General features: G+C 47.8%; 24 protein-coding genes, 2 tRNA genes and 2 pseudogenes. 6 read left to right on the top strand and 22 right to left on the bottom strand.

What is annotated here, in order from left to right; all coding sequences use genetic code 11:
* Window position 1: 1 nt before the first annotated feature.
* The 4 genes and pseudogenes from ACFPVS_RS03900 to ACFPVS_RS03885 all read right to left on the bottom strand — a co-directional run bounded on the left by ACFPVS_RS03900 (window position 2) and on the right by ACFPVS_RS03885 (window position 2,179).
* Window positions 2-479, bottom strand: a pseudogene (locus tag ACFPVS_RS03900) (group II truncated hemoglobin).
* 52 nt (window positions 480-531) lie between these two features.
* On the bottom strand, window positions 532-1,614 hold the full coding sequence (gene mraY, locus ACFPVS_RS03895; protein WP_096295990.1) for a phospho-N-acetylmuramoyl-pentapeptide-transferase: 1,083 nt from the start codon (window positions 1,612-1,614) through the stop codon (window positions 532-534).
* Between the two features lie 134 nt (window positions 1,615-1,748).
* Complete coding sequence (locus ACFPVS_RS03890) at window positions 1,749-2,003, bottom strand: hypothetical protein (RefSeq protein ID WP_378595430.1); 255 nt, start codon at window positions 2,001-2,003, stop codon at window positions 1,749-1,751.
* Entirely contained in the window at window positions 2,000-2,179 is a 180-nt protein-coding gene (locus ACFPVS_RS03885) for a helix-turn-helix domain-containing protein (RefSeq protein ID WP_096295992.1), read from the bottom strand. The genes ACFPVS_RS03890 and ACFPVS_RS03885 overlap by 4 nt, the downstream gene beginning before the upstream one ends.
* Before the next feature lie 124 nt (window positions 2,180-2,303).
* On the opposite strand from ACFPVS_RS03885, the gene ACFPVS_RS03880 reads away from it, so the two are divergent.
* Window positions 2,304-3,062 (top strand): YaaW family protein, encoded by a 759-nt coding sequence (locus ACFPVS_RS03880; RefSeq protein ID WP_096295993.1) that lies wholly within the window; start codon window positions 2,304-2,306, stop codon window positions 3,060-3,062.
* A 50-nt stretch (window positions 3,063-3,112) separates the two neighbouring features.
* On the opposite strand, the gene ACFPVS_RS03875 is transcribed toward ACFPVS_RS03880, so the two are convergent.
* The 8 genes from ACFPVS_RS03875 to mraZ form a co-directional block, all read right to left on the bottom strand.
* Window positions 3,113-4,477 carry a UDP-N-acetylmuramoyl-tripeptide--D-alanyl-D-alanine ligase gene (locus ACFPVS_RS03875; protein ID WP_378595429.1) on the bottom strand — a complete coding sequence of 455 codons (1,365 nt, stop codon included), beginning with the start codon at window positions 4,475-4,477 and terminating at the stop codon, window positions 3,113-3,115.
* A 121-nt stretch (window positions 4,478-4,598) separates the two neighbouring features.
* Window positions 4,599-5,120 carry a M23 family metallopeptidase gene (locus ACFPVS_RS03870; protein WP_096295994.1) on the bottom strand — a complete coding sequence of 174 codons (522 nt, stop codon included), beginning with the start codon at window positions 5,118-5,120 and terminating at the stop codon, window positions 4,599-4,601.
* A 51-nt stretch (window positions 5,121-5,171) separates the two neighbouring features.
* The gene (locus ACFPVS_RS03865) at window positions 5,172-5,540 is read right to left on the bottom strand and encodes a hypothetical protein (RefSeq protein ID WP_096295995.1); all 369 of its coding nucleotides are present in this window, start codon (window positions 5,538-5,540) and stop codon (window positions 5,172-5,174) included.
* A gap of 17 nt (window positions 5,541-5,557) precedes the next feature.
* A complete protein-coding gene (locus tag ACFPVS_RS03860) occupies window positions 5,558-7,033 on the bottom strand; it encodes a UDP-N-acetylmuramoyl-L-alanyl-D-glutamate--2,6-diaminopimelate ligase (RefSeq protein ID WP_096295996.1) in 1,476 nt (491 codons plus the stop codon).
* A 24-nt stretch (window positions 7,034-7,057) separates the two neighbouring features.
* Window positions 7,058-8,809: a peptidoglycan D,D-transpeptidase PBP2 gene (penA, locus tag ACFPVS_RS03855; RefSeq protein WP_378595428.1), complete on the bottom strand. Its 1,752-nt coding sequence runs from the start codon at window positions 8,807-8,809 to the stop codon at window positions 7,058-7,060.
* Between the two features lie 85 nt (window positions 8,810-8,894).
* Window positions 8,895-9,158, bottom strand: a complete 264-nt coding sequence (gene ftsL, locus ACFPVS_RS03850) for a cell division protein FtsL (protein WP_096295997.1) — start codon at window positions 9,156-9,158, stop codon at window positions 8,895-8,897.
* A 48-nt stretch (window positions 9,159-9,206) separates the two neighbouring features.
* Window positions 9,207-10,166 carry a 16S rRNA (cytosine(1402)-N(4))-methyltransferase RsmH gene (gene rsmH / locus ACFPVS_RS03845; RefSeq protein WP_096295998.1) on the bottom strand — a complete coding sequence of 320 codons (960 nt, stop codon included), beginning with the start codon at window positions 10,164-10,166 and terminating at the stop codon, window positions 9,207-9,209.
* A complete protein-coding gene (mraZ, locus tag ACFPVS_RS03840; RefSeq protein WP_096295999.1) occupies window positions 10,163-10,618 on the bottom strand; it encodes a division/cell wall cluster transcriptional repressor MraZ in 456 nt (151 codons plus the stop codon). The genes rsmH and mraZ overlap by 4 nt, the downstream gene beginning before the upstream one ends.
* Window positions 10,619-10,969: 351 nt before the next feature.
* On the opposite strand from mraZ, the gene ACFPVS_RS03835 reads away from it, so the two are divergent.
* The 3 genes from ACFPVS_RS03835 to ACFPVS_RS03825 all read left to right on the top strand — a co-directional run bounded on the left by ACFPVS_RS03835 (window position 10,970) and on the right by ACFPVS_RS03825 (window position 12,481).
* Entirely contained in the window at window positions 10,970-12,121 is a 1,152-nt protein-coding gene (locus ACFPVS_RS03835) for a class I SAM-dependent methyltransferase (protein ID WP_378595427.1), read from the top strand.
* Window positions 12,122-12,285: 164 nt separating this feature from the next.
* Window positions 12,286-12,362: transfer RNA gene (locus ACFPVS_RS03830), tRNA-Met, on the top strand.
* Window positions 12,363-12,405: 43 nt separating this feature from the next.
* A tRNA-Ala gene (locus ACFPVS_RS03825) sits at window positions 12,406-12,481 on the top strand.
* Between the two features lie 102 nt (window positions 12,482-12,583).
* Here the strand turns inward: ACFPVS_RS03825 and ACFPVS_RS03820 are convergent.
* The 4 genes and pseudogenes from ACFPVS_RS03820 to ACFPVS_RS03805 form a co-directional block, all read right to left on the bottom strand.
* A complete protein-coding gene (locus ACFPVS_RS03820; RefSeq protein ID WP_332457924.1) occupies window positions 12,584-12,787 on the bottom strand; it encodes an ADP-ribosylglycohydrolase family protein in 204 nt (67 codons plus the stop codon).
* Window positions 12,768-12,965, bottom strand: coding sequence for a hypothetical protein (locus ACFPVS_RS03815; protein ID WP_378595438.1), 198 nt, complete (start codon window positions 12,963-12,965; stop codon window positions 12,768-12,770). Before ACFPVS_RS03815 ends, ACFPVS_RS03820 begins: the two co-directional genes overlap by 20 nt.
* 77 nt (window positions 12,966-13,042) lie before the next feature.
* A pseudogene (locus ACFPVS_RS03810) lies at window positions 13,043-13,354 on the bottom strand (ADP-ribosylglycohydrolase family protein); the annotation flags it as partial.
* 56 nt (window positions 13,355-13,410) lie between these two features.
* Window positions 13,411-14,010 carry an RDD family protein gene (locus ACFPVS_RS03805; protein ID WP_096296000.1) on the bottom strand — a complete coding sequence of 200 codons (600 nt, stop codon included), beginning with the start codon at window positions 14,008-14,010 and terminating at the stop codon, window positions 13,411-13,413.
* 152 nt (window positions 14,011-14,162) lie between these two features.
* Here ACFPVS_RS03805 and asd point away from each other — a divergent pair, with 152 nt between their 5' ends.
* On the top strand, window positions 14,163-15,275 hold the full coding sequence (gene asd / locus ACFPVS_RS03800) for an aspartate-semialdehyde dehydrogenase (RefSeq protein WP_096296001.1): 1,113 nt from the start codon (window positions 14,163-14,165) through the stop codon (window positions 15,273-15,275).
* A 103-nt stretch (window positions 15,276-15,378) separates the two neighbouring features.
* On the opposite strand, the gene ACFPVS_RS03795 is transcribed toward asd, so the two are convergent.
* The 6 genes from ACFPVS_RS03795 to ACFPVS_RS03770 form a co-directional block, all read right to left on the bottom strand.
* Entirely contained in the window at window positions 15,379-15,795 is a 417-nt protein-coding gene (locus tag ACFPVS_RS03795; protein ID WP_096296002.1) for a ClpXP protease specificity-enhancing factor, read from the bottom strand.
* Between the two features lie 22 nt (window positions 15,796-15,817).
* Window positions 15,818-16,423, bottom strand: a complete 606-nt coding sequence (locus ACFPVS_RS03790) for a glutathione S-transferase N-terminal domain-containing protein (protein WP_096296003.1) — start codon at window positions 16,421-16,423, stop codon at window positions 15,818-15,820.
* Window positions 16,424-16,621: 198 nt separating this feature from the next.
* Window positions 16,622-17,407, bottom strand: coding sequence for a cytochrome c1 (locus tag ACFPVS_RS03785; RefSeq protein ID WP_198345296.1), 786 nt, complete (start codon window positions 17,405-17,407; stop codon window positions 16,622-16,624).
* 14 nt (window positions 17,408-17,421) lie between these two features.
* Window positions 17,422-18,771, bottom strand: a complete 1,350-nt coding sequence (locus ACFPVS_RS03780; protein ID WP_095502299.1) for a cytochrome b — start codon at window positions 18,769-18,771, stop codon at window positions 17,422-17,424.
* Window positions 18,772-18,789: 18 nt separating this feature from the next.
* Window positions 18,790-19,371, bottom strand: coding sequence for a ubiquinol-cytochrome c reductase iron-sulfur subunit (gene petA, locus ACFPVS_RS03775; RefSeq protein WP_096296005.1), 582 nt, complete (start codon window positions 19,369-19,371; stop codon window positions 18,790-18,792).
* 124 nt (window positions 19,372-19,495) lie between these two features.
* Window positions 19,496-20,245 carry a Nif3-like dinuclear metal center hexameric protein gene (locus ACFPVS_RS03770; protein ID WP_123803602.1) on the bottom strand — a complete coding sequence of 250 codons (750 nt, stop codon included), beginning with the start codon at window positions 20,243-20,245 and terminating at the stop codon, window positions 19,496-19,498.
* Window positions 20,246-20,434: 189 nt separating this feature from the next.
* Between ACFPVS_RS03770 and ACFPVS_RS03765 the strand changes: the two genes are divergently transcribed.
* A complete protein-coding gene (locus ACFPVS_RS03765; protein ID WP_123803603.1) occupies window positions 20,435-21,364 on the top strand; it encodes a LysR family transcriptional regulator in 930 nt (309 codons plus the stop codon).
* Window positions 21,365-21,530: the final 166 nt, after the last annotated feature.

The following is a 21,530-nucleotide window of genomic DNA, read 5'->3' as shown; positions in this document are numbered from 1 at the left end:
TTCAGGCCGTCTGAAAAAATCCGTTTACATCATAACGCGGCAGCATTTCCTGCAATGCGGCCTGTCTTCCTGACTGCCGGCACCGGGCGGCATCGGCGGCGCGACACCGGCTTCATGCCGATTGCGCATCCAATCGGCCATCGCATAGATTTGCAGCAGCAAAGGTTCGGCCAGCTTTTTATCGATTGCCAATTCACTCAAGGCTTGGGCAAAACAGGCCACCCATTCATCGCGCACTTGGCTTTTTACCGCAAACGGCATGTGGCGCGCACGGAGTTGCGGATGGCCGTATTTTTGTTCAAACAAAGGCGGGCCGCCTAGCCAACCGCTGAAAAATTCGTAGAGCTTGTCGCGAACCAAAGTCATGTCGTCACCATGTATCTCGCGCAAGGCTTGATATTTCGGCTCAAGTTCCATTAAATCGTAAAACGGCCGGTCAAGGCGCGCACACCTTGTTTACCGCCCAATGCTTGATACATAGCTGCTCCAAAGCCGCCCGAACATCAACGTGTTTCAGACGGCCTGTTTCCATTAGCGGATTTTCAAGGTGCTCAAACCAATCAGCACCAGCACAATGGTGATAATCCAAAAGCGCACCACCACTTGTGTTTCTTTCCAGCCTTTTTGTTCATAATGGTGGTGAATCGGCGCCATCAGGAAAATGCGTTTTTTGGTGCGTTTATACCAGCCGACCTGCAGCATCACCGAAATCGCCTCCACCACAAACAAACCGCCCATGATGAACAACACGATTTCCTGGCGCACAATCACGGCCACCGTACCCAAAGCCGCGCCTAAGGCTAACGCACCCACGTCGCCCATAAAAACTTGTGCCGGATACGCGTTAAACCATAAAAAGCCCAAACACGCGCCGCACATTGCGGCGCAGAATATCACCACTTCATTGGCTCCGGCCACATAAGGCAATTGCAGATAGCGGGCAAATTCGCTGTGGCCGCCGGCATAGGCAAAAATGGCCAAACCGCCGGCCACCAACACCACCGGAAACGCGGCCAAACCATCCAAACCATCGGTCAGATTCACCGCATTGGAAGTACCGACAATCACCAGATAAGTCAGCACCACAAAACCGATACTGCCCAAAGGATAAGCGATTTGCTTAAAAAACGGCACAATAAATTCCGTACTCGATGGCAGCTCGGCCGCGTAAAACAAAAAAATACCCGCCAACAAAGCCACGGTCGATTGCCACACCATTTTAAATTTGGCCGACACACCGTTCGGGTCTTTATAAACCACTTTGCGCCAGTCGTCGTAGAAACCAAGCGCACCGGTTGACAGCAATACCGCCAGCAAAATCCAGATATACGGGTTGCCCCAATTGCCCCACAACAAAGTTGATACGGCAATAGCGGTCAGAATCAGCGAGCCGCCCATGGTCGGCGTACCGTTTTTTACCAAGTGCGTTTGCGGACCATCGGTGCGGACCGCTTGGCCGACTTTCAATGCCGTCAGCTTGCGGATTGCCCATGGTCCGAGCAGCAGCGAAAACACCAGCGCGGTCAATGCCGCCATCACCGCACGGAATGTGGTGTATTGGAAAACGTTCAGCGCGGAAAACCAATCGCTGAAATGGGCAAGCCATAAAAACATTCTTACTTCCTTATTTCTTTTATCGTCAACAGGATAGCATCGCCATCCTATAAGGTTAATCATTCTCGGTCGTCTGAAAATTTTTCAGACAACATTTCAAAAAAGGATAAATTTCTTGAGAATCTTTCAAAAATCTATGCTTCTTCCAAAGCAGAGACCAATTTTTCCAATGTTAAAATCTGTTGTTTCAATGCCTCAATCTCACGCTCTCGACTATCAAGCAACTCATTTTTCATCGCCAATATATTCCGCAAACCTGATATTTCAGCTTCTAATGCTGGGTTACCCAAAGATAAACTGAAATTAGTGGAGTTGCTGAAATTATCGTTTGAGTTATTGAATACAATCACACCTTCATCGCCAAACGGAATCAAATCTGCAATGTTCACTTCAAGCACTTGTGCAATTTGCTGTAAACGTTCGATTCGAACTCCTGACTCGCCACGTTCAATTTTTGCATAACCCGTTCAGACATTCCCAACTTCTCCGCCATCACAGCTTGGGTCATATGCTTATCTTCCCGCAAATCGCGGATATTTTGTCTTAATTGGTCTCTTGCATTCATAAAAACTCTTTTCAGGTAACTTGGCATTCTCTTTGGGTAACCGGATATAACGAACCGTTTGTGGTAACAACTCTACTTAATCCTTAACATACAGACTCTTTAAACCACTCACGGAAAATTCATTATGGCATACCGCTACGATCCCGACTTGGAATTTTTGGGCTCTTGCTCATCAGAAGAATTAAACGATCTTGTTTACTCTCTTACTCACGACAAAGATGGCAGCACCCGCTATACGGAAAGTTTGACTGCCAACGAAAAATACAAACGCTATTATCCTGATCATCAAAAATATTGGAAAGAAATTGCCGAAGAAATCCAATTATTCGGCGGTAATACTTTCGCAAATATCTTCCGTGGCGGACGTGGCGTAGAATACAAAGAGATACTTTGTGATGTCTGCAACAAGATGAAAGTTAATTACAATAAATACGCACCAACTAAAGAAATCGAACAAAACCTTTTAATGAAAATTCTGAAAGATGCTCTGGATAAAATATCCCCCGAAGAACTTACCAATCTCGGAAGAGAATTGGGCTTAGATAGTGTATCATTGGTCAATCCATCCCAATTATCAGGTATTCTAATTGCAATTTTTAAAGCTGGAGGTTTCAAATCTTATCAATTAACCTTAATTGTCGTAAACGCCGTATTAAAAACACTAATCGGCAGAGGATTGACATTTGCCGGCAATGCCGCACTTACCCGAACTGCTGCGCTTCTAACCGGACCAATAGGTTGGATTATTACAGGATTATGGACTGCAGTTGATATTGCCGGTGCTGCCTACCGTGTAACCATTCCAGCTGTCATCCAAGTTGCCTATCTGCGTACACTCTCAGAAAATCGTGATGTTATTAAGTTTGAAAATATGAAATCTTAAATTTCTAAATCCAAGCCATACAATTGTATGGCTTTTTTCAATCTATCCTTTCAAACAGCATCGACCAGCAAAGCCCCCACCACTTCTTCCATTTTCATAAAGCGCGAGCCCTTCACCAGCACATGCGCGTTTGGCGGCAAATCGTGGCTCATCACTTGAATCAGCGGGTCTTTAGCGGCAAACCACAAGCCGTCGGCACCAAAGGTTTCCGCTGCTTCCACGCTGTCGTCGCCGACAAAATAGGCAAACTCAATGCCTTTGTCACGCGCATACGCACCAACTTCGGCGTGCATGGCGGCGGCTTTGTCTTCGCCCAACTCGCCCATATCGCCCATCACAAACACGCGTGGGGCAGGCAGGGCGGCTAATACGTCCAGCGCGGCTTTCATGCTGTCGGGATTGGCGTTGTAGGTATCGTCAATCAGGGTTGCGCCTTTAATGCCTTGTTTGATTTGCAGGCGGCCTTTAATGTTGCTGAAATGTTTGAGGCCGTCTGAAATCTGTTGCAGGCTCAAACCCGCTGCGTGCGCCAAAGCGGCTGCCGCACAAGCATTGCTGACATTGTGTTTACCCGGCACCGGCAACACCACCGCCGCACGCTCGCCGCCGCACACCAAATCAAATTCGCAAGATAAAGGTTTCAACACGATATTTTCGGCGTGTACATCGCCGCTTTGCGCACCGAAAGTTTGCGTTTTCAGACGACCTGTGGCGGCTTTGAAGGTATCGATATTGGCACCTTCACACGGAATCAATGCGAGGCCGTCTGAAGCCAAGCCTTCGTAAATTTCGCTTTTGGCTTTGGCAATGTCCCCCACGCCGTCAAAACCGCAACCGACGTGCGCACGCAAGGCATTGTTTACCAGCGCCACATCGGGCTGGGCGATTCGGGTCAACAGCGCTAATTCGCCGAAATGGTTCATGCCCATTTCAATCACGGCATAGCGGTGTTTCTCATTTAATTTCAACAGCGTCAGCGGTAAGCCGATGTGGTTGTTGAAATTGCCTGCGGTGGCCAACACGGCTTTATCACCGAACTGATGGCGCAACACACCGGCCAACATTTCTTTCACCGTGGTTTTGCCGCTCGAGCCGGTCACGCCGAACACAAACGGATCCACGTTATCACGCCACGCTTTGGCCAAAGTTTGCAAGGCTGCCAAGGTATCTTCTACCTTCAATGCACCTTCCAGCCACACGCAATCTTCACGTGACACCACCACTGCCACCGCACCACGTTCCAACACATCACCGACAAAATCATGCGCGTCGAAATGTTCGCCCGCAAGCGCAAAAAACACATCGCCGCTTTGAATATCGCGGCTGTCGGTCACAATACGCTGCACCGGCTGATTTTCAGACGGCATGGGCAGGTTGAGGGCTTGGCAGATGAAGTGTGAATCTAAAGGTTTCATGGTTTCTTTAGTTGCTTTTGTTTTTCAGACGGCTTATCAAACAGCCTGGGCCGTCTGAAAAAATGGCTGTGTTGTACGTAAATGAATCTATCGGGGCATTTTTTAGGGCAGATAATTCTACTTACTTATTCTGATTAATCAAGGGATAAGGATTAATCGCACCGCTTGGCAGATAAACGCCGTAATGCAGATGCGGCTGCGTGCTTTTGGCGTTGCCCGTGTCGCCGACGTAACCGATGGTTTGCCCTGCTTTCACGCGCTGATTGAGTTTGATGTTGGCAAACTTATTCAAGTGGGCATAATAATGCCACGCGCCGGGACCTTGAATGCCGATGACTTTGCCACCGAGTTTGTTCTTACCGATTTTGGTCACCACCCCGTCGGTCGTGCTTCGGATTTTGGTATTTTTCTTAGCGAAAATGTCCACGCCTTCATGTCGGCGGCCATGGCTGCGCGCGGCCTGCCATGTATCGCTGAAGCGTTGGCCTTTGATCGGATTCATCAAGCTGCCGGTAGTCGGCGGCGTTTGTGCGCGCAGATAAGCTATTTCGGCGTGGGGGCGCGGCAATTTTCCGCTGCTGCAACCAAATAATAAAACGAAAGCAGCACCCATCAAAAAAGCGCGTTGAAGTGTGTGGGGCATAAATTTTCTTTCTTATTCAGACGGCCTATTGCATCATCAAGGCTGTCTGAATCAACCTTGGACTTTTTCTGCTTTCAAAATCACCTGATATTGCTCCATCGCCGAACGGAAGGCTTCATCGGCTGCTTCTACTTGGTCGGTTTGGAAGGCATTTTCAGCGCGACGGAAATGTTCTTCGCCTGCCGCCCATTGTTCAGGGTGTTTTTTGGCGTATTTTTTGGCATAGGTGCGGTTGTTCATCACCAAGTGGCGCAAGCCGTATAAAGTGTATTGCGGGTTGACGCTGTGACTGGTTTTATTGAATTTAAACACTTCGCCGCTGCTATTTTCTGCTTGGGCAGCCGGTTTCTCCGCCGTTTTTTCGCCACAGGCAGCCAATGCCGATAGGGCAACTATGTACAGGCCGATGATGTATTTCACGGTGTATTCTTTCTTTATCAGCGCTTGGCCAACGCAGCTTGAGCAATTTCAAAATCTGAAAAATGATGCTTCACGCCCTGTATATCCTGATAGGTTTCATGGCCTTTTCCGGCAATTAAAATGATGTCGTTTGCCGCCGCACGGACTACGGTATATTCGATTGCCGCTTTACGGTCGACCTCCACTTTTTCAGGATGGCATACTGCAGACAAAATATCGTTGATGATGTCTTGCGGCTGCTCCATGCGCGGATTGTCGCTGGTCACGACCACTTTATCCGCACCTGCCACCGCCGCCGCACCCATCAACGGGCGTTTACCGCGGTCGCGGTTGCCGCCGCAGCCGAAAACGCACCATAATGCGCCATCGTTCGGTTTGATTTCCTGCAAGGTGGACAAGGCTTTTTCCAGTGCATCAGGTGTGTGTGCATAATCGACCACAACCAAAGGTTTACCACTGTTCATGATACAATCCATGCGGCCGGTAGCTGGGCGGATTTGTGCCAAGACCTGCAATACTTTATCCAGCGGATAACCGTTGGCGCATAATAATCCGACACATGCCGCTAAATTCTGCGCGTTAAATCGGCCAAGCAAGCTGCCGTTGCATTCGCCTTTGCCCCATGGCGTATCAAACACCACGGTCATGCCGTCTGAAGATGCTTGAAATTCAACAATGCGGATATCGGCATCGGCATGAAAACCATAACCATATACGGCCAATTCGGACTTATCTTGTTTCAGACGGCCGACCAAAGCAGCGCCGTATTCATCATCGGTATTAATCACGGCGTGTTTCAAACCATGCCAGTAAAAAAGACGGGCTTTGATGCCGCCGTACGCTTCCATGGTGCCGTGATAGTCAAGATGGTCGCGCGTCAGATTGGTGAAAATGGCCGTCTTAAACGGCACACCGTTGACACGGAATTGGTCTAATCCGTGGCTGGACACTTCCATCGCTGCCACAGTAGCGCCTTGTTGTTTGAATTTATGCAACAGGGTTTGCACGGTTACCGGATCGGGGGTCGTATGGCTGGTTGCTTCAAGCTTGCCCCAAAAGCCGTTGCCGACCGTACCGATAATGGCACATTTTTCACCTAATAAATCAGCGGCTTGAGCCAGCCATTGGGTAATGGAGGTTTTTCCGTTGGTGCCGGTTACACCCCATACGCTGAAGCCGTCTGAAACGTTGCCGTACACTTCGGCCGCCAAAATGCCGGCGCGATGCTTCAAGTCTTTAATACCCTGATTGGGTACATACCACTCAGGATTCCAGACAAAACGGCCGTCATCGTCCCAAAACACGAATGCCGCGCCGTTGGCAATGGCCGCCGGAATATAGCTGCGTCCATCGGTATATTCGCCTTGACAGGCAACAAAAATATCGCCGGCCTTGATTTGACGGCTGTCTGAATGCAACAAACGCCCTGCTGCGTTTTCACACAGCAGAGCAGGTAAGTCGGTTTCAGCCAATGGAATTAACTCGCTGAACATAATATTCTCTTTACTACTTAAAAATTAAGAGGATGCTTTTTCTTTCGGCTTCAATGCGCTCAGTGGTTTGGTTGGCGATACACCTAAAATATTCAAGCTGCCGCCCATCACTTCTTTAAATACCGGACCTGCCACAACACCGCCGTAATAACCGTTTTTGGTCGGCTCATCCACCGTTACCGCCACAATCACGCGCGGATTTTTAGCAGGAGCAAAACCGATAAAGGTGGCAACGTGTTTGTTGTCGACATAACGGCCGCCGACCAATTTACGCGCCGTACCGGTTTTGGCACCGACATCAAAACCGTCTACTGCACCGGCTGTACCGGTCCCCCCCTCTTCTGTTACCGATACCATCATTTCGCGCACTTGTCGCGCGGTTTCGGCCTTGATCACGCGTTTACCTTTAGGCGCAACAGCTTGTTTTTCGAAACTTACCGGCAACAAAATACCGTCGTGGGTCAAGGTAGTGTACGCGCGCGCCAGCTGCAACAGGCTCAATTGCAAACCATAACCGAAAGACATGGTGGCTTGCTCAATCGGCTGCCATTTGCGCCAGCTGCGCAACAAACCGGCAGTTTCACCCGGAAAACCCGAATACATGCGCACGCCTACGCCCAATTCATGATAGAAATCATACATTTCTTTCGGCTTAAACATCTTCGACAGTTTACTGGTGCCGACGTTAGAAGATTTCTGCATGATGCCGCGCACATCTAATTTCGGATAAACATGGGTATCGCGCACAGTTGCATTACCAATACGGTAAGGCATGGTATCGAATACTTTATTAGGTGTGGTTTTACCCGCATCTAAAGCCTTAGCAATAGTAAACGGCTTCATGGCCGAGCCCGGCTCAATCATATCGGTTACCGCCCGGTTACGGCGCTGCTCGCTGTTTGCCTTACCCGGTATGTTCGGGTCATAAGCCGGGCTGTTGACCAAGGCTAAAATCTCGCCGGTTTGCGCGTCCAACACCACCACAGTACCCGCTTTGGCCTGATGGTAAGCCACGGCTTTATTCAATTCTTCATAAGCCAAGGTTTGGATACGCTGATCCAAAGACAACACCATGTCCTGACCATTTTTTGGCTCACTGTTGCGTGGCGAATCCAAGCTATCAACAATATTACCTTTATTGTCGCGCAATACAACTTTGGCACCCGCCTCACCGCGCAAGCTGTCTTCACGCGACAATTCCAAACCTTCCTGGCCTTTACCGTCGATATTGGTGAAACCGATGACGTGGGCAAACAAATTACCCATCGGATAATGGCGCTTCAACTCTTTTTGAAAGCCCAAACCCTTTATACCCAAAGCGGTGATGGTATCTGCCGTTTCTTGACTCAATTGTCGTTTCAAATACACGAAATCACGGTCTTTACGGCCTAAACGCTCATGAATGGTTTCAACCGGCATCTCCAAAATAGCCGACAATTGCGCCATTTGATCAGCACTCGGCAGTTCATCAATACTTGATGGTATCGCATACAAAGATTCAGTCGGCGCACTTAAAGCCAAGGTCGCGCCGTTGCGGTCGGTGATCATGCCACGCGATGCAGGCAGTGTCAGGGTGCGCACAAAACGTTGGTCACCCTGGCTTTTCAAGAATTCGTGTTGCGTTGTCTGTAAATACACCCCCCGCCCCAACAAAATGGCAAATGCACCGACAATCACCCCCAAGACCGTCCAAATACGCACATCACTGGTGATGGCTCTTTTAGTCTTGACCGGCTTGTGAATCATCTGCGGTTTATATTCATTCTTAATTAACATTGTAAACTTCTCGTGGTGAATACCTGCGCGACATGACCGCATGGACGTTTTCTATCGTTTTATTATTTCAAAGTGCAGAAGTTTATTATTTACGACGCTCAACCATCACGGTATTGCGTGAAGTCGGCGGCTGCAGGTTCTGCTTTTCCGCAGCCACTTTAATCAATTTATGATTGGCCAAACGCGCCTGCTCCAATTTCAAGCGGGCATAGTCTTGATCCAGTTTGATTTGCTGCTTTTGCGCCTTATCCAAGGCAATAAAGTGTAGACGCGACTGATTTTGCACGGTAACTACCGCTATACCCGTCGCAAAAACAGCCACTAATAATAATGCGTTTAATTTATTCATTTCAACCGAGCACCTGACCTTCAGACGGCCTGACAAACCGTATATTGATTATTCGGCAGTAAAACTACCTGCCGTACGCTCTGCCAGCCGCAATACTGCGCTTCTGGCGCGCGGATTGGCCGATGTTTCCGTCTCGCCGGGTTTGATGGCTTTACCCACCAACACCAAAGGCGGTTGCGGCAAATCAGATTCTTTTACTGCTGCCCAGCGCGGCAATGGCACATGTTGTGAATGCTTTTTCATAAACTGCTTCACAATACGGTCTTCCAAGGAATGAAATGCAATCACCGCCAAGCGGCCACCTTCGCTCAGACGGCCTACCACTTGCGGCAATACGGCTTCTACTTCTTCGAGTTCACGGTTAATAAAGATGCGAACTGCTTGGAAGGTGCGTGTTGCGGGGTCTTGTCCGCGCTCGTGAGTATGGACGTTTTGCGCCACGAGCTGCGCCAGCTTGCGGGTTGTATCGATGGGCGCTTCTTGCCGCGCTGCAACAATGGCACGCGCGATCTGGCGACTAAACCGCTCTTCACCATAATTTTTTATCACCTCATGTAATTCTTGCTCACTCGCCACGGCCAGCCATTCTGCCGCCGACATGCCGCGAGTCGGATCCATACGCATGTCTAAAGGCGCATCGAAACGAAAGCTAAAACCGCGTTCGCCCTCATCAATCTGCGGCGATGAAATACCCAAGTCAAACAAAGCACCGTCAATCTTTTCTATACCCAATTGATTCAATGCCGTCTGAAAAGTCGCAAAACCATCATGCACCACGCTGACCCGTTTGTCCTGATCGGCTAATTGATTGGCTACTGCAATCGCTTGTGGATCTTTATCAAACACCACCAAGCGCCCTGCCGCACCCAGCTTCGATAAAATCAGGCGGGAATGCCCTCCCCTACCAAACGTACCGTCAACGTATACGCCATCTTCACGGATATTCAAACCATCTACGGCCTCATGCAGCAGCACGGTAATATGTTGATAATCTTCAGCTTTACTCACAGTTGCAAATCCGTTTGACTCAATTGGAAGGCTAACTCATCAGGGTCGATATCCAAAGCCTGATTGATCTCCTCTTCCCAATGGTGGCGGCCCCACAGTTCCAAACGGTTGGCGCGGCCTACTAAGGTAACTTCTTTATCGAAATCGACACGTTTGCGCAAGTTGGCAGAAATCAGAATACGGCCAGAGCCGTCCCATTCCAGCGTTTCCGCATTATGTAGCAACAAATTCTGATAACGCTGCAAAACGGGATTGCCTGCCACTTTCATGCCCAGCAATTGCGCCGAAACACGTGCCCACTCAGCTTCAGGATAGAGCAGCAACTTTTGACGGGAATCAAGCGTTACCACCAGTGAAGGCGTGTATTGGCGCGATAAAAGGTCGCGGAATTTAGCCGGAATGGCCAACCGCCCTTTACTGTCTATGCTCAATTCATGAGAACCGCCAAACACGCTTCTACCACCCTCTCGCTGGTTAATCAAAATTTGGGGAATTCTGACATTTTTGCCCACCTTGCCCCACTAACCTACACTATAAGAAATTTTCATAGTTCGGTCAAATCAGCTCCTGCTCAAAAATAGAGCTACATTACAAAAAAAATCCATTAAGATACAAAGATATAAAGATAAAGTACCATTACCCCAATCCCTTACTCACACACACAAATTACAAAAAAATACAATATCTTGTGTTTAAATATAAAGTAAACACAAGATATTGTATTTAAAACCGGTATTTCGAGACTTATTCATTCAAGCTATAATGTCGCAGCAAATTCTGAATTTTTACATTATCTAACAGTCATGAAGCCACATATCCCCCAGCCATCTGACGAAGCGAAGCAGTCAAGCCGGCAACTCTGCCAACACATTCGTCACGAAATTATCGCCCATGACAATTGGTTGCCATTCTCCCGTTTCATGGAACTCGCGCTTTATCATCCCGAATTCGGCTACTACACCGGAGGAAGTCATAAGATTGGTGGTTCTGGCGATTTCATTACTGCACCGACACTTTCCCCCCTATTTGCCCAGACACTTGCTCGCCAACTCAACGCACTTTTACCGCAAACTGCCGGCAACATTTACGAATTTGGTGCAGGTACAGGCCGGTTGGCTGCTGAACTGCTGACACAGCTTTCAGGCAACCTAAAGCACTACTACATCATTGAATTGTCTGCCGAATTGGCACAACGCCAACGCACTTGGCTAGATCAGCAACTTAACCCTGAATTGAGCGCAAAAGTTATCCACCTTATCGTTTTACCCGATACCTTCGACGGCATCATTTTGGGGAATGAAGTGCTCGATGCCATGCCGATCGAACGCATTCACTACCAAGCAGGTACATTTCACCAAGTCGGCGTCAGCATAGAAAACCAGCAATTCATACAAACTTTCAAGCCCCTGTCATCTCAAACATTAATCCAAGCCAGCGAAGCCTACATGCCCACTATTGAAGGCTACACCAGTGAAATACATCCTGCGCAATATGCATTCATCGCTACGCTTTCGCAAAAATTAGCACGTGGCGCAATGATTTGGATCGACTACGGCTTTGATGCGCAACAGTATTACCATCCGCAACGCAACGACGGCACCCTCATCGGCCATTACCGCCACCACACCATTCACGACCCATTTTTCCACATCGGTCTGACTGACCTGACCGCCCACGTCAACTTTACCGACATCGCACAAGCCGCCACCGATGCCAAACTGGATTTTATCGGTTACACCACACAAGCAAATTTTTTGCTCAATCTGGGCATCACCGACTTATTGGCGGCTGCCGGCGATGTCGGTTCTGCGGCCTATTTGCGCGAAGCGGCGGCGGTACAAAAATTACTCAATCAACACGAAATGGGTGAGCTATTCAAAGTAATTGCCTTTGGCAAAAACATTGATATCGACTGGCAAGGCTTTCAATTTGGTGACATCAGTCATAAGTTATAAAGAATCTCACAGGCTGCCTGAACAATCTTTTCAGACGGCCTATAAACTTGGTTTTTGATATTCAAAATATTTTTTTACCATTTAAAATCAATATTTAAGGAAATTTTTAATAACTAACCCTTGTCAATTATTCAAAAAAACATATAATAGCTAATTCACGAAACGGCGAATTAGCTCAGTCGGTTAGAGCAGAGGAATCATAATCCTTGTGTCCGGGGTTCGAATCCCTGATTCGCCACCATATTTGAACGAGTTGAAATCAGATTTCAACTCGTTTTCCCAAGGGGGGTATAGCTCAGTTGGTAGAGCGCTTGCATGGCATGCAAGAGGTCAGCGGTTCGATCCCGCTTACCTCCACCAGATTTAAAAAAAGCTCTTGCTTAATGCAAGAGCTTTTTTAATTGGCCGTTTGATTAAAATTTTTTCATCTGATTAGAGGTTAGTAGGACTCTTCGGGCGGTTTTATTTCTTGATTTTGAATAATACTTCTTTCATCTCATCCGGTAATTTTACCAAAGCTTTCTCAACAATCTCCGATGGAAGCCGCTGATAATACGCTTCAGCAATGCTGCCCGTAATGGCAGCCAAAGTATCGCTGTCGCCACCCAATGACACCACCAAGCGCAGCGCATGTTCAAAGCCTTCACTATCCAAAAATGCAATCACTGCTTCCGGCACCAGTGTTCATGCAACTTGCGTCAAACTGATAATTCGGACGGATATTATCACATGTCCGATTCAAATCATAACCAAACCGCTCACAAATCTGAGTGCGAATAAACGCCTTATCCCTCCCTTCTCTCGCCCAATAAATCGCCGCAGCCACAGCTTGCGCACCTTTAATACCTTCAGGATGATTGTGCGTAACAATGGCAGAGCGTTCGGCATAATTAAAACCCCTACCAAATCATCAAATGCCCATCCCGCCGCCGAAACGCGCATGGCCGAGCCATTATCCCAACTACCATACGGCTGCAGGTTTTCCTGGAAAATCCATTCATGAAACTGTCCGCCGTATGCACCTTTCGGATTAGGGTAACGACGGCACCAGCTTTGCAAAATGGCTGCCAAATTATCCGGACAACCTTGATTCACCCAATCGGCAACAGCCACAGTGCATACTGTATCATCAGTAAAATCAGCTTCGACACCAAATAGTTCAAAATCAGTGTGTTTATAAGGACTAAATTCAAACGGCGAACCGACAATATCGCCAATGACCGCGCCTAACATATTTTATCCTCACCCATGTCATAAGGCCGTCTGAAACGTTCAGACGGCCTTATGGCTCAACGCTTCGGCAATTCTACCACCACTGTATTGGCCAAATAATCCTGCAAGGTGCGGCGATCGCTTTTCACTTTAAACAACATCACCACACACGCCACGTAAGCAGCAAGTTGTATCAAATTACTCAATAAATCAAACATATCTGGATTACCGGTAATCGATTGTGCGACATACGCGATAACCCCCGCAGCCAAACCCAATAAAAAGTAATAGGCCACTTCGCGCATAAATACTGTGCCGAAAAAGCCGGGATTGCTGCCATTGGTTTTCAACACCCGAATACCCAACATTTTTTTGCCTAATGATTGGCCATCTTTACTCATAAAATAAATCTGTACCGCACCATAGACTACCAATACGGCAATACCAATCATCAGCCAAGTCATGTTGATTTCGGGCAAGGTCATTTCTTTAGACGCACTGACACGTTGCAAATAGCCGCTCTCGCCGGCCAATACCGAAATAATCAGTGGAATATATGCAGCAATATTTAACACGCTATTAATTATTACCGCCCCTATCCGCTTCATCGGCGGCGCCAAATCCACTTCAAATTGCGGCTCGGTCATTTCAGACAGCATCAAATTCATATCATTCATACGTTTACCTTTTGATGAGATTCAAACACATATTATTTGCGCATTTGCAAAAAAAATTCAATAAAAACCTTTACATTTTTTTCAGACGGCGTTAAAACACTTACTTTACTCATTTCAGAATTTTGTTAACGATTTCCCTCAAGGAGCACAGAATGAAAGTAGGTTTCGTTGGTTGGCGCGGCATGGTAGGCTCAGTATTGATGCAGCGCATGAAAGAAGAAAACGATTTCGCCCACATTCCTGAAGCGTATTTCTTCACAACGTCCAACGCCGGCGGCACCGCCCCTGATTTCGGCCAAGCAGCCAAAACCCTGCTGAATGCCAATGATGTGGCCGAACTGGCCAAAATGGACATCATTGTAACCTGCCAAGGCGGTGATTACACCAAAGCGGTTTTCCAACCATTGCGCGATAACGGCTGGAACGGCTACTGGATCGATGCAGCCTCTTCTTTGCGCATGGCCGATGATGCTATTATCGTCTTAGATCCGGTCAACCGCAAAGTCATTGATGACGGCCTGAATAACGGCGTGAAAAACTATATTGGCGGCAACTGCACCGTTTCCCTGATGCTGATGGCATTGGGCGGCTTGTTCCAAAACGATTTAGTCGAATGGGCCACCAGCATGACCTACCAAGCCGCTTCCGGTGCCGGTGCAAAAAACATGCGCGAATTGATTGAAGGCATGGGCGCCATCAAAGCGCAAGTGGCCGATGAGTTGGCCGATCCTTCCAGCGCCATTCTGGATATCGACCGCAAAGTTTCGGACTTCCTGCGCAGCGAAGACTACCCGAAAGCCAACTTCGGCGTTCCTTTGGCCGGCAGCCTGATACCGTGGATTGATGCCGACTTAGGCAACGGTCAATCCAAAGAAGAATGGAAAGGCAGCGTGGAAACCAACAAGATTTTGGGTAATGAGCAACCCATCGTAATCGACGGTCTGTGCGTGCGCATCGGCTCTATGCGTTGCCACAGCCAAGCCATTACGCTGAAGTTGAAAAAAGATTTACCGGTAGAAGAAATCGAACGCATTTTAGCCGAAGCCAATGATTGGGTGAAAGTGGTGCCGAATCAAAAAGAAGCCAGCATGAACGATCTGACCCCTGCCGCTGTAACCGGCACACTAACCGTACCGGTCGGCCGTATCCGCAAACTGGACATGGGCGGCGAATACATCAGTGCATTTACCGTTGGCGACCAATTATTGTGGGGTGCGGCCGAACCGTTACGTCGCGTATTGCGTATTATTTTGGGTAATCTGTAAGATACACAGACAAAAAGAGCAGCGGTTAAAACACCTTGCTCTTTTGCTTATTTAAAGGCCGTCTGAAACTTCAGACGGCTTTTTCGTTTTTTTAGGAAGACTTTTATTTGACCAACTTCAAACCTTTTTTCGGTTTAGATTCTGCTCCGGCGTCAACAGCAGGTTTCTGCTCTACTGCTTTATTGGCTTTATTGGCTTCATCAGGTGCATAAGGCTCAACTTCAAAGCCCATACCTTCACCGCTTTCTCTACCGAAAATACTGACAATATGCCCGACCGGAATCCAAATATCGTGCGCCACACCACTGAAACGGGCTGAGAAATTAACCCATTCGTTATCGATGTTCAAATTATGGCTGGCAGTTTGACCGATGTTTAAAACAATTTCGTTTTCGCGCACATATTGCATCGGCACACGCGTATGTTCATTCACCCACGCAACGATATGAGGTGTTTGGTTGTTATCCAAACACCATTCATATAAAGCACGGATTAAATAAGGTTTGGTACTGGCAGTCATCTCCCCTCCTTAAGATCAGCAATCAACGGCGCATGGCTTTTTCAGCCGGCGTCAAGGCTTCAATAAAGGCTTCGCGCTGGAAAATACGCTCGGCATATTTCAGAAGTGGCGCAGCGCTTTTACCCAACTTGATGTCATAATAATCCAAACGCCACAATAACGGTGACAAAGCAACATCAATCATCGAAAATTCATCGCCCAAAATGTATTTGTTTTTTGAGAACGCCGGTGCCAACAAGGTCAAACCATTACCGATGGCTTCACGTGCTTTAGCTTGTTCTTTATTGGTAGAGTCAGCATTTTCCAAAGTCTGAACCAAGCTAAACAGCTCTTTTTCCATACGATGCAAAACCAAACGGCCACGACCACGCATCACTGGATCGCCCGGCATCAATTGCGGATGCGGAAAACGCTCGTCAATGTATTCGTTGATGATGTTTGATTCATACAAAATCAAATCACGCTCGACCAATACCGGTACTTGGTTATACGGATTCATGACCGCCAAATCTTCCGGTTTGTTAAAAATATCGACGTCTTTGATTTCAAAATCCATGCCTTTTTCGTACAACACGAAACGGCAGCGCTGACTAAACGGGCAAGTAATGCCTGAATATAAAGTCATCATAGCGTTTGGCTCCTATTCCGTACCGCCTTTTCAGACGGCCTATATATAAAGTTAATGGCTTGATTATATACGACTGCGTAATCTAAAGCTAGGAAATAGATCTAATGCTTTATTTTTATTAAATATTTTTCAAAATTTATGATTCCGTAAATACAAAAAAAGCAAGCCGGAGGGCTTGCTTTTTTTGCCGCATGCTTCTTAGTGAACGTCTTTCCAGAATTCTTTCTTCAAGAAATACGCCAACGGCAACATTACTGCCAGTAAGAAAATCATCACGATATAGCCGGTACGGTGGCGTTGCAATTGCGCCGGTTCACCCATGTAGACCATGAAATTCACCAAATCGCGGGCATAATCGTCATACTCTTTTTCGATGACTTTACCGTTTGGCAAGCGACGGGAATGCAAACCGGTAGACTCCCAGTAGAGTTTCGGTTCTTTCACGCCATGCTCGTTTTCAACCCAAATCGGTTGGCCTTTGTCGTCCAACTCAACCGCTTTTACGCCTTGTTGTTCCCACAAAGGATGCGGCATGCCGACTTTGTCGAATACGGTGTTGTTCCAGCCGTTAGGACGGGTCGGATCTTTGTAGAAGCCGCGCATATAGGCATACAGGTAATCTGCACCACGCGAGCGGGCAATCAGCGTCAAATCCGGTGGTGCTGCGCCAAACCATTTTTCCGCATCTTTCGGCTGCATGGCAGACAACATTACCTCACCTACGTTATCGGTAGTGAACATCAGGTTTTTCTTGATTTCATCATCAGTCAAACCGATGTCTTTCAAACGGTTGAAACGCATGCCGGTCGCTGAGTGGCAAGACAAGCAGTAGTTGGTGAAAATCTGCGCACCGCGCTGCAGGCTCACTTGGTCACGTAAATCGATGTCGACTTTTTCGTAAACCTGATCGCCGGCAGCCATCGCCGCACTCATCGGCACTGCCAACAATAAGGCAGCAAACCAGTTTTTAAGTGTTTGTTTCATTTTCGCTGCCCTCATTAGATATTCACTGCAAACAGATACGAGCCAATCAGGGTAATCGCTACGTAAACGAAGAACATAACTTTCTGTTTGGTCGTGCTCATGGTCACGCGTTCAGGAACCGGTTTGTCTTTATCCAATTTGGTGTAGAACGGCATGCCCAAGAAGAAGGCGAAATAAACAACCGACAAGATACGCGCCACCAAAGTACGGGTATCGGTCGCTACCAATGCACCCAAAATACCCAAGCCGATGAATGAAATCACAAACAATACCACGGCGATTTTGAATAACGGACCACGGTAGCGGATAGATTTCACTTCGCCTTTATCCAACCAAGGCAGCAGGGCAATCAATACCACGGCCGCACCCATCGCAATCACACCCCAAACCTGTGTACCCAAGAATGATGGTACGGCTCGCAAAATCGCGTAGAACGGTGTGAAGTACCATACCGGTGCAATGTGCGCAGGTGTTTTCAGCGGATTGGCTGCGTCAAAGTTTGGTTTTTCCAAGAAGTAACCGCCGCCTTCAGGTGCGAAGAACATCACGGCACAGAATACAATCAGGAATACCACTACGCCCAAAATGTCTTTCACAGTGTAGTAAGGATGGAAAGGAATACCGTCTAAAGGTACGCCGTTTTCATCTTTCAGTTTCTTGATTTCTACGCCGTCAGGGTTGTTTGAACCCACTTCGTGCAAGGCAATCACGTGCGCCACTACCAAGCCGATCAATACCAAGGGTACGGCAATCACGTGCAAGGCAAAGAAACGGTTCAATGTTACGTCAGATACGTTAAAGTCACCGCGAATCCAAGTAGACAAGTCAGGACCGATGACCGGAATAGCGGCAAACAGATTGATAATTACCTGCGCCCCCCAGAACGACATCTGTCCCCAAGGCAACAGATAACCCATAAAGGCTTCTGCCATCAAGGCCAAGAAAATCAGTGATCCGAATACCCAAACCAATTCGCGCGGTTTTTTGTACGAACCGTATACCAAGCCACGGAACATATGCAGGTAAACGACGATAAAGAAGAATGATGCGCCGGTAGAGTGCATGTAGCGGATAATCCAGCCGCCAGATACGTCGCGCATAATGTATTCTACCGCGGTAAAGGCCGCAGGCAGATGGTAGGCATTCAAGTTGCCGTCCGGTTTGTAGTTCATGGTCAGAAAAATGCCGCTGACGATTTGAATCACCAGCACCAACAAGGCCAACGAACCGAAGTAATACCAGAAATTGAAGTTTTTAGGAGCATAATACTGAGCCAAATGCTCATTCCACATTTTAGTCAGCGGAAAGCGAGCGTCTACCCAGCCTAACAATGCTTTTGCTTTGTCATTGGTTTGGTTTGCCATAGTTTCAGTTCCTTATTATTAGTCTTCGCCTACCAAGACGGTTGTATCGCTCAGATATTTATAAGGCGGTACCACCAAGTTGGTCGGTGCAGGAACACCTTTGTACACACGGCCTGCAATATCGAATTTCGAACCGTGGCAAGGGCAGAAGAAACCGCCTTTCCAATCCGCACCCAAATCAGCCGGCGCAATATCAGGGCGGTAGGTCGGAGAGCAGCCCAAGTGGGTACAGATACCGATGGCAACCAAAATATTCGGTTTAATCGAACGGGTTTCGTTTTTCGCGTATTCAGGCTGTTGTTCTGCATCTGAATTCGGGTCGGCCATTTGGCCATCCAACGTTTTCAGGTCTTTCAACTGCTGTTCTGTGCGGTTGACAATCCAAATCGGTTTGCCCTGCCATTCGGCAGTCATCATTTGGCCAGCTTCGATTTTGCTGACATCCACTTCGATAGCAGCACCGGCGGCTTTGGCTTTTTCCGAAGGGAAAAAGCTTGCTACGAAAGGCGTTGCCACACCTAAGGCAGCTACCCCTCCTGCGCCGCAGGTTGCGAGCGTCAGGAAACGGCGGCGGCCATTATTGATTTCTTGATTATCCATTATTCAGTCGTCCTAAGAATTTTGGGAATACCGAGCCATTAAACAGTGTAATTCTACCTAGTTTGTTGTAATACTCAAAGCATTATTTAAAATAAGGTAAAGATTTTGTGATATTTCTCAATATTCAAGCAGGATTTTGTTCGTCGAAACGATATATTTCTACCTGAAATACATCTTGAATCGCCTTAGCCAGCGCCTGCACACCGTAACGCTCAGTCGCGTGATGGCCTGCACCGATAAACGCTACACCGCATTCGTTGGCCAAGTGGTATTGCGCTTCGGAAATTTCACCGGTGACATAAGCATCGACACCTTCGTCAATGGCCGTCTGAAAAAAGCCTTGCGCACCGCCGGTACACCAGGCAATGCGTTTGATTTCACGCTTCATGTCGCCCACGACAACCGGCTGGCGCTGCAATTTATCGGCCATACCCTCTGAAAGTTGCTGCAAGGTTTGCACTGTTTTCAGGCGGCCTACATTTAATAGGTTTTGATCACCGCATTGGTAATCCGATTCCCAATCCAATAAAGCCGCCAATTGCGCATTGTTGCCCCACTCTGGATGCGCATCCAAAGGCAGGTGATAGCCAACCATATTGATTTGGTGTTGCAATAATGTTTCGATACGCTCTTTTTTCCAGCCGGTAATGGTCAGCGGCTCGCTTTTCCAAAACATGCCGTGATGCACCAGCAACATATCCGCACCTTGTTCGACGGCAAAATCAATCGCTGCTTTACTGGCGGTAACCGATGTTACGATTTTGTTGACTTTTTCACGCCCCTCTACCTGCAAACCGTTGGGGGCATAGTCTTTAAACAGATTGACTTGCAAATTTTCTCGGCACCAATCCAATACTTCCTGACGTGTCGCCATATCGTCTTCCTTTGCTCGCATTTTTAAATGTAACGCATTTTATCTGAAAACCTCCCGTGTTTTTCTATCATTACACTAAATAAAATAACCGTTCTTATTCACACATCTGATTATTAATCGTTTACACATCAACATGAATTATTTTAATATTCACGCTTCACAAGCACAGGCCGTCTGAACGGAAAACTCATGGATTCCATTATTGAACTGCGACATTTAAAAACCCTGCTGGCATTGGAAGAAACCGGCAGCGTTTCCTTGGCGGCCAAACGCGTTTTCCTGACGCAATCGGCCTTGTCGCACCAAATCCGGGCTTTGGAAAACTATTACGGCACCCCCTTGTTCGAGCGCAAATCCACCCCCTTGCGCTTTACACCGGCAGGGGAACGTCTGCTGCAACTGGCACGCAATTTATTACCGCAGGTGGCCACTGCCGAACGCGATTTGGCTCAAATTATCGAAGGGGAAGCGGGCGAATTGCGTGTGGCGGTGGAATGCCATACCTGTTTCGACTGGCTGATGCCGGCAATGGGCGAATTTCGCCCGTTATGGCCGCAAGTCGAATTGGATATTGTGTCCGGTTTCCACGTCGATCCGGTCGGCTTACTGCTGCAACACCGTGCCGATGTCGCGATTGTTTCCGAAGCCGAGCCGCAAACGGACATCACTTATTTCCCGCTGTTTTCTTATGAAATGGTCGGCATTTGCGCCAAAGACCACCCTCTGGCGCATAAAAATATTTGGGAAGCCGAAGACTTTGCCGACGAAACGCTGATTACCTATCCCGTTCCAGACGACATGTTGGATTTGGTAAAAAAAGTATTAAACCCGAAAGGCGTGAATCCGCCGCGCCGTCACAGCGAACTCACCATCGCCATCATCCAATTAGTCGCCAGCCGCCGCGGTATTGCCGCCCTGCCTTATTGGACAGTGATGCCGTATTTGGAAAAAGGCTACATCACCTCATGCAAAATCACTTCAGACGGCCTGCGCAGCGAACTGTACGCCGCCATGCGCACAGAAGATGCAAACAAAAGCTATGTCGACAACTTCTGCCAAATTGTGCGCGACCGCAGCTTTGCCGATTTATCCGGCTTGAGCGTATTGGAAATGAAATAGGTTGATGTTGAACAGGTAGGCCGTCTGAAATATTTTGTTTCAGACGGCCTGTGTGTGTGCGTAGAAAACCCTAGCGTTGTTTACACTTTTGCTTTTTTGCTTGAAGACCCATTTTGGGATTTTCGAGTGTTGTCAAGAATGCCGAAAGGCACGGCAACGCCGCATG

It is taken from the genome of Neisseria weixii (assembly GCF_042658245.1).
Lineage (GTDB): Bacteria > Pseudomonadota > Gammaproteobacteria > Burkholderiales > Neisseriaceae > Neisseria > Neisseria weixii.
The sequence above is the reverse complement of the archived record's forward strand: the minus strand, read 5'-3'. Positions and strand labels throughout refer to the sequence as shown.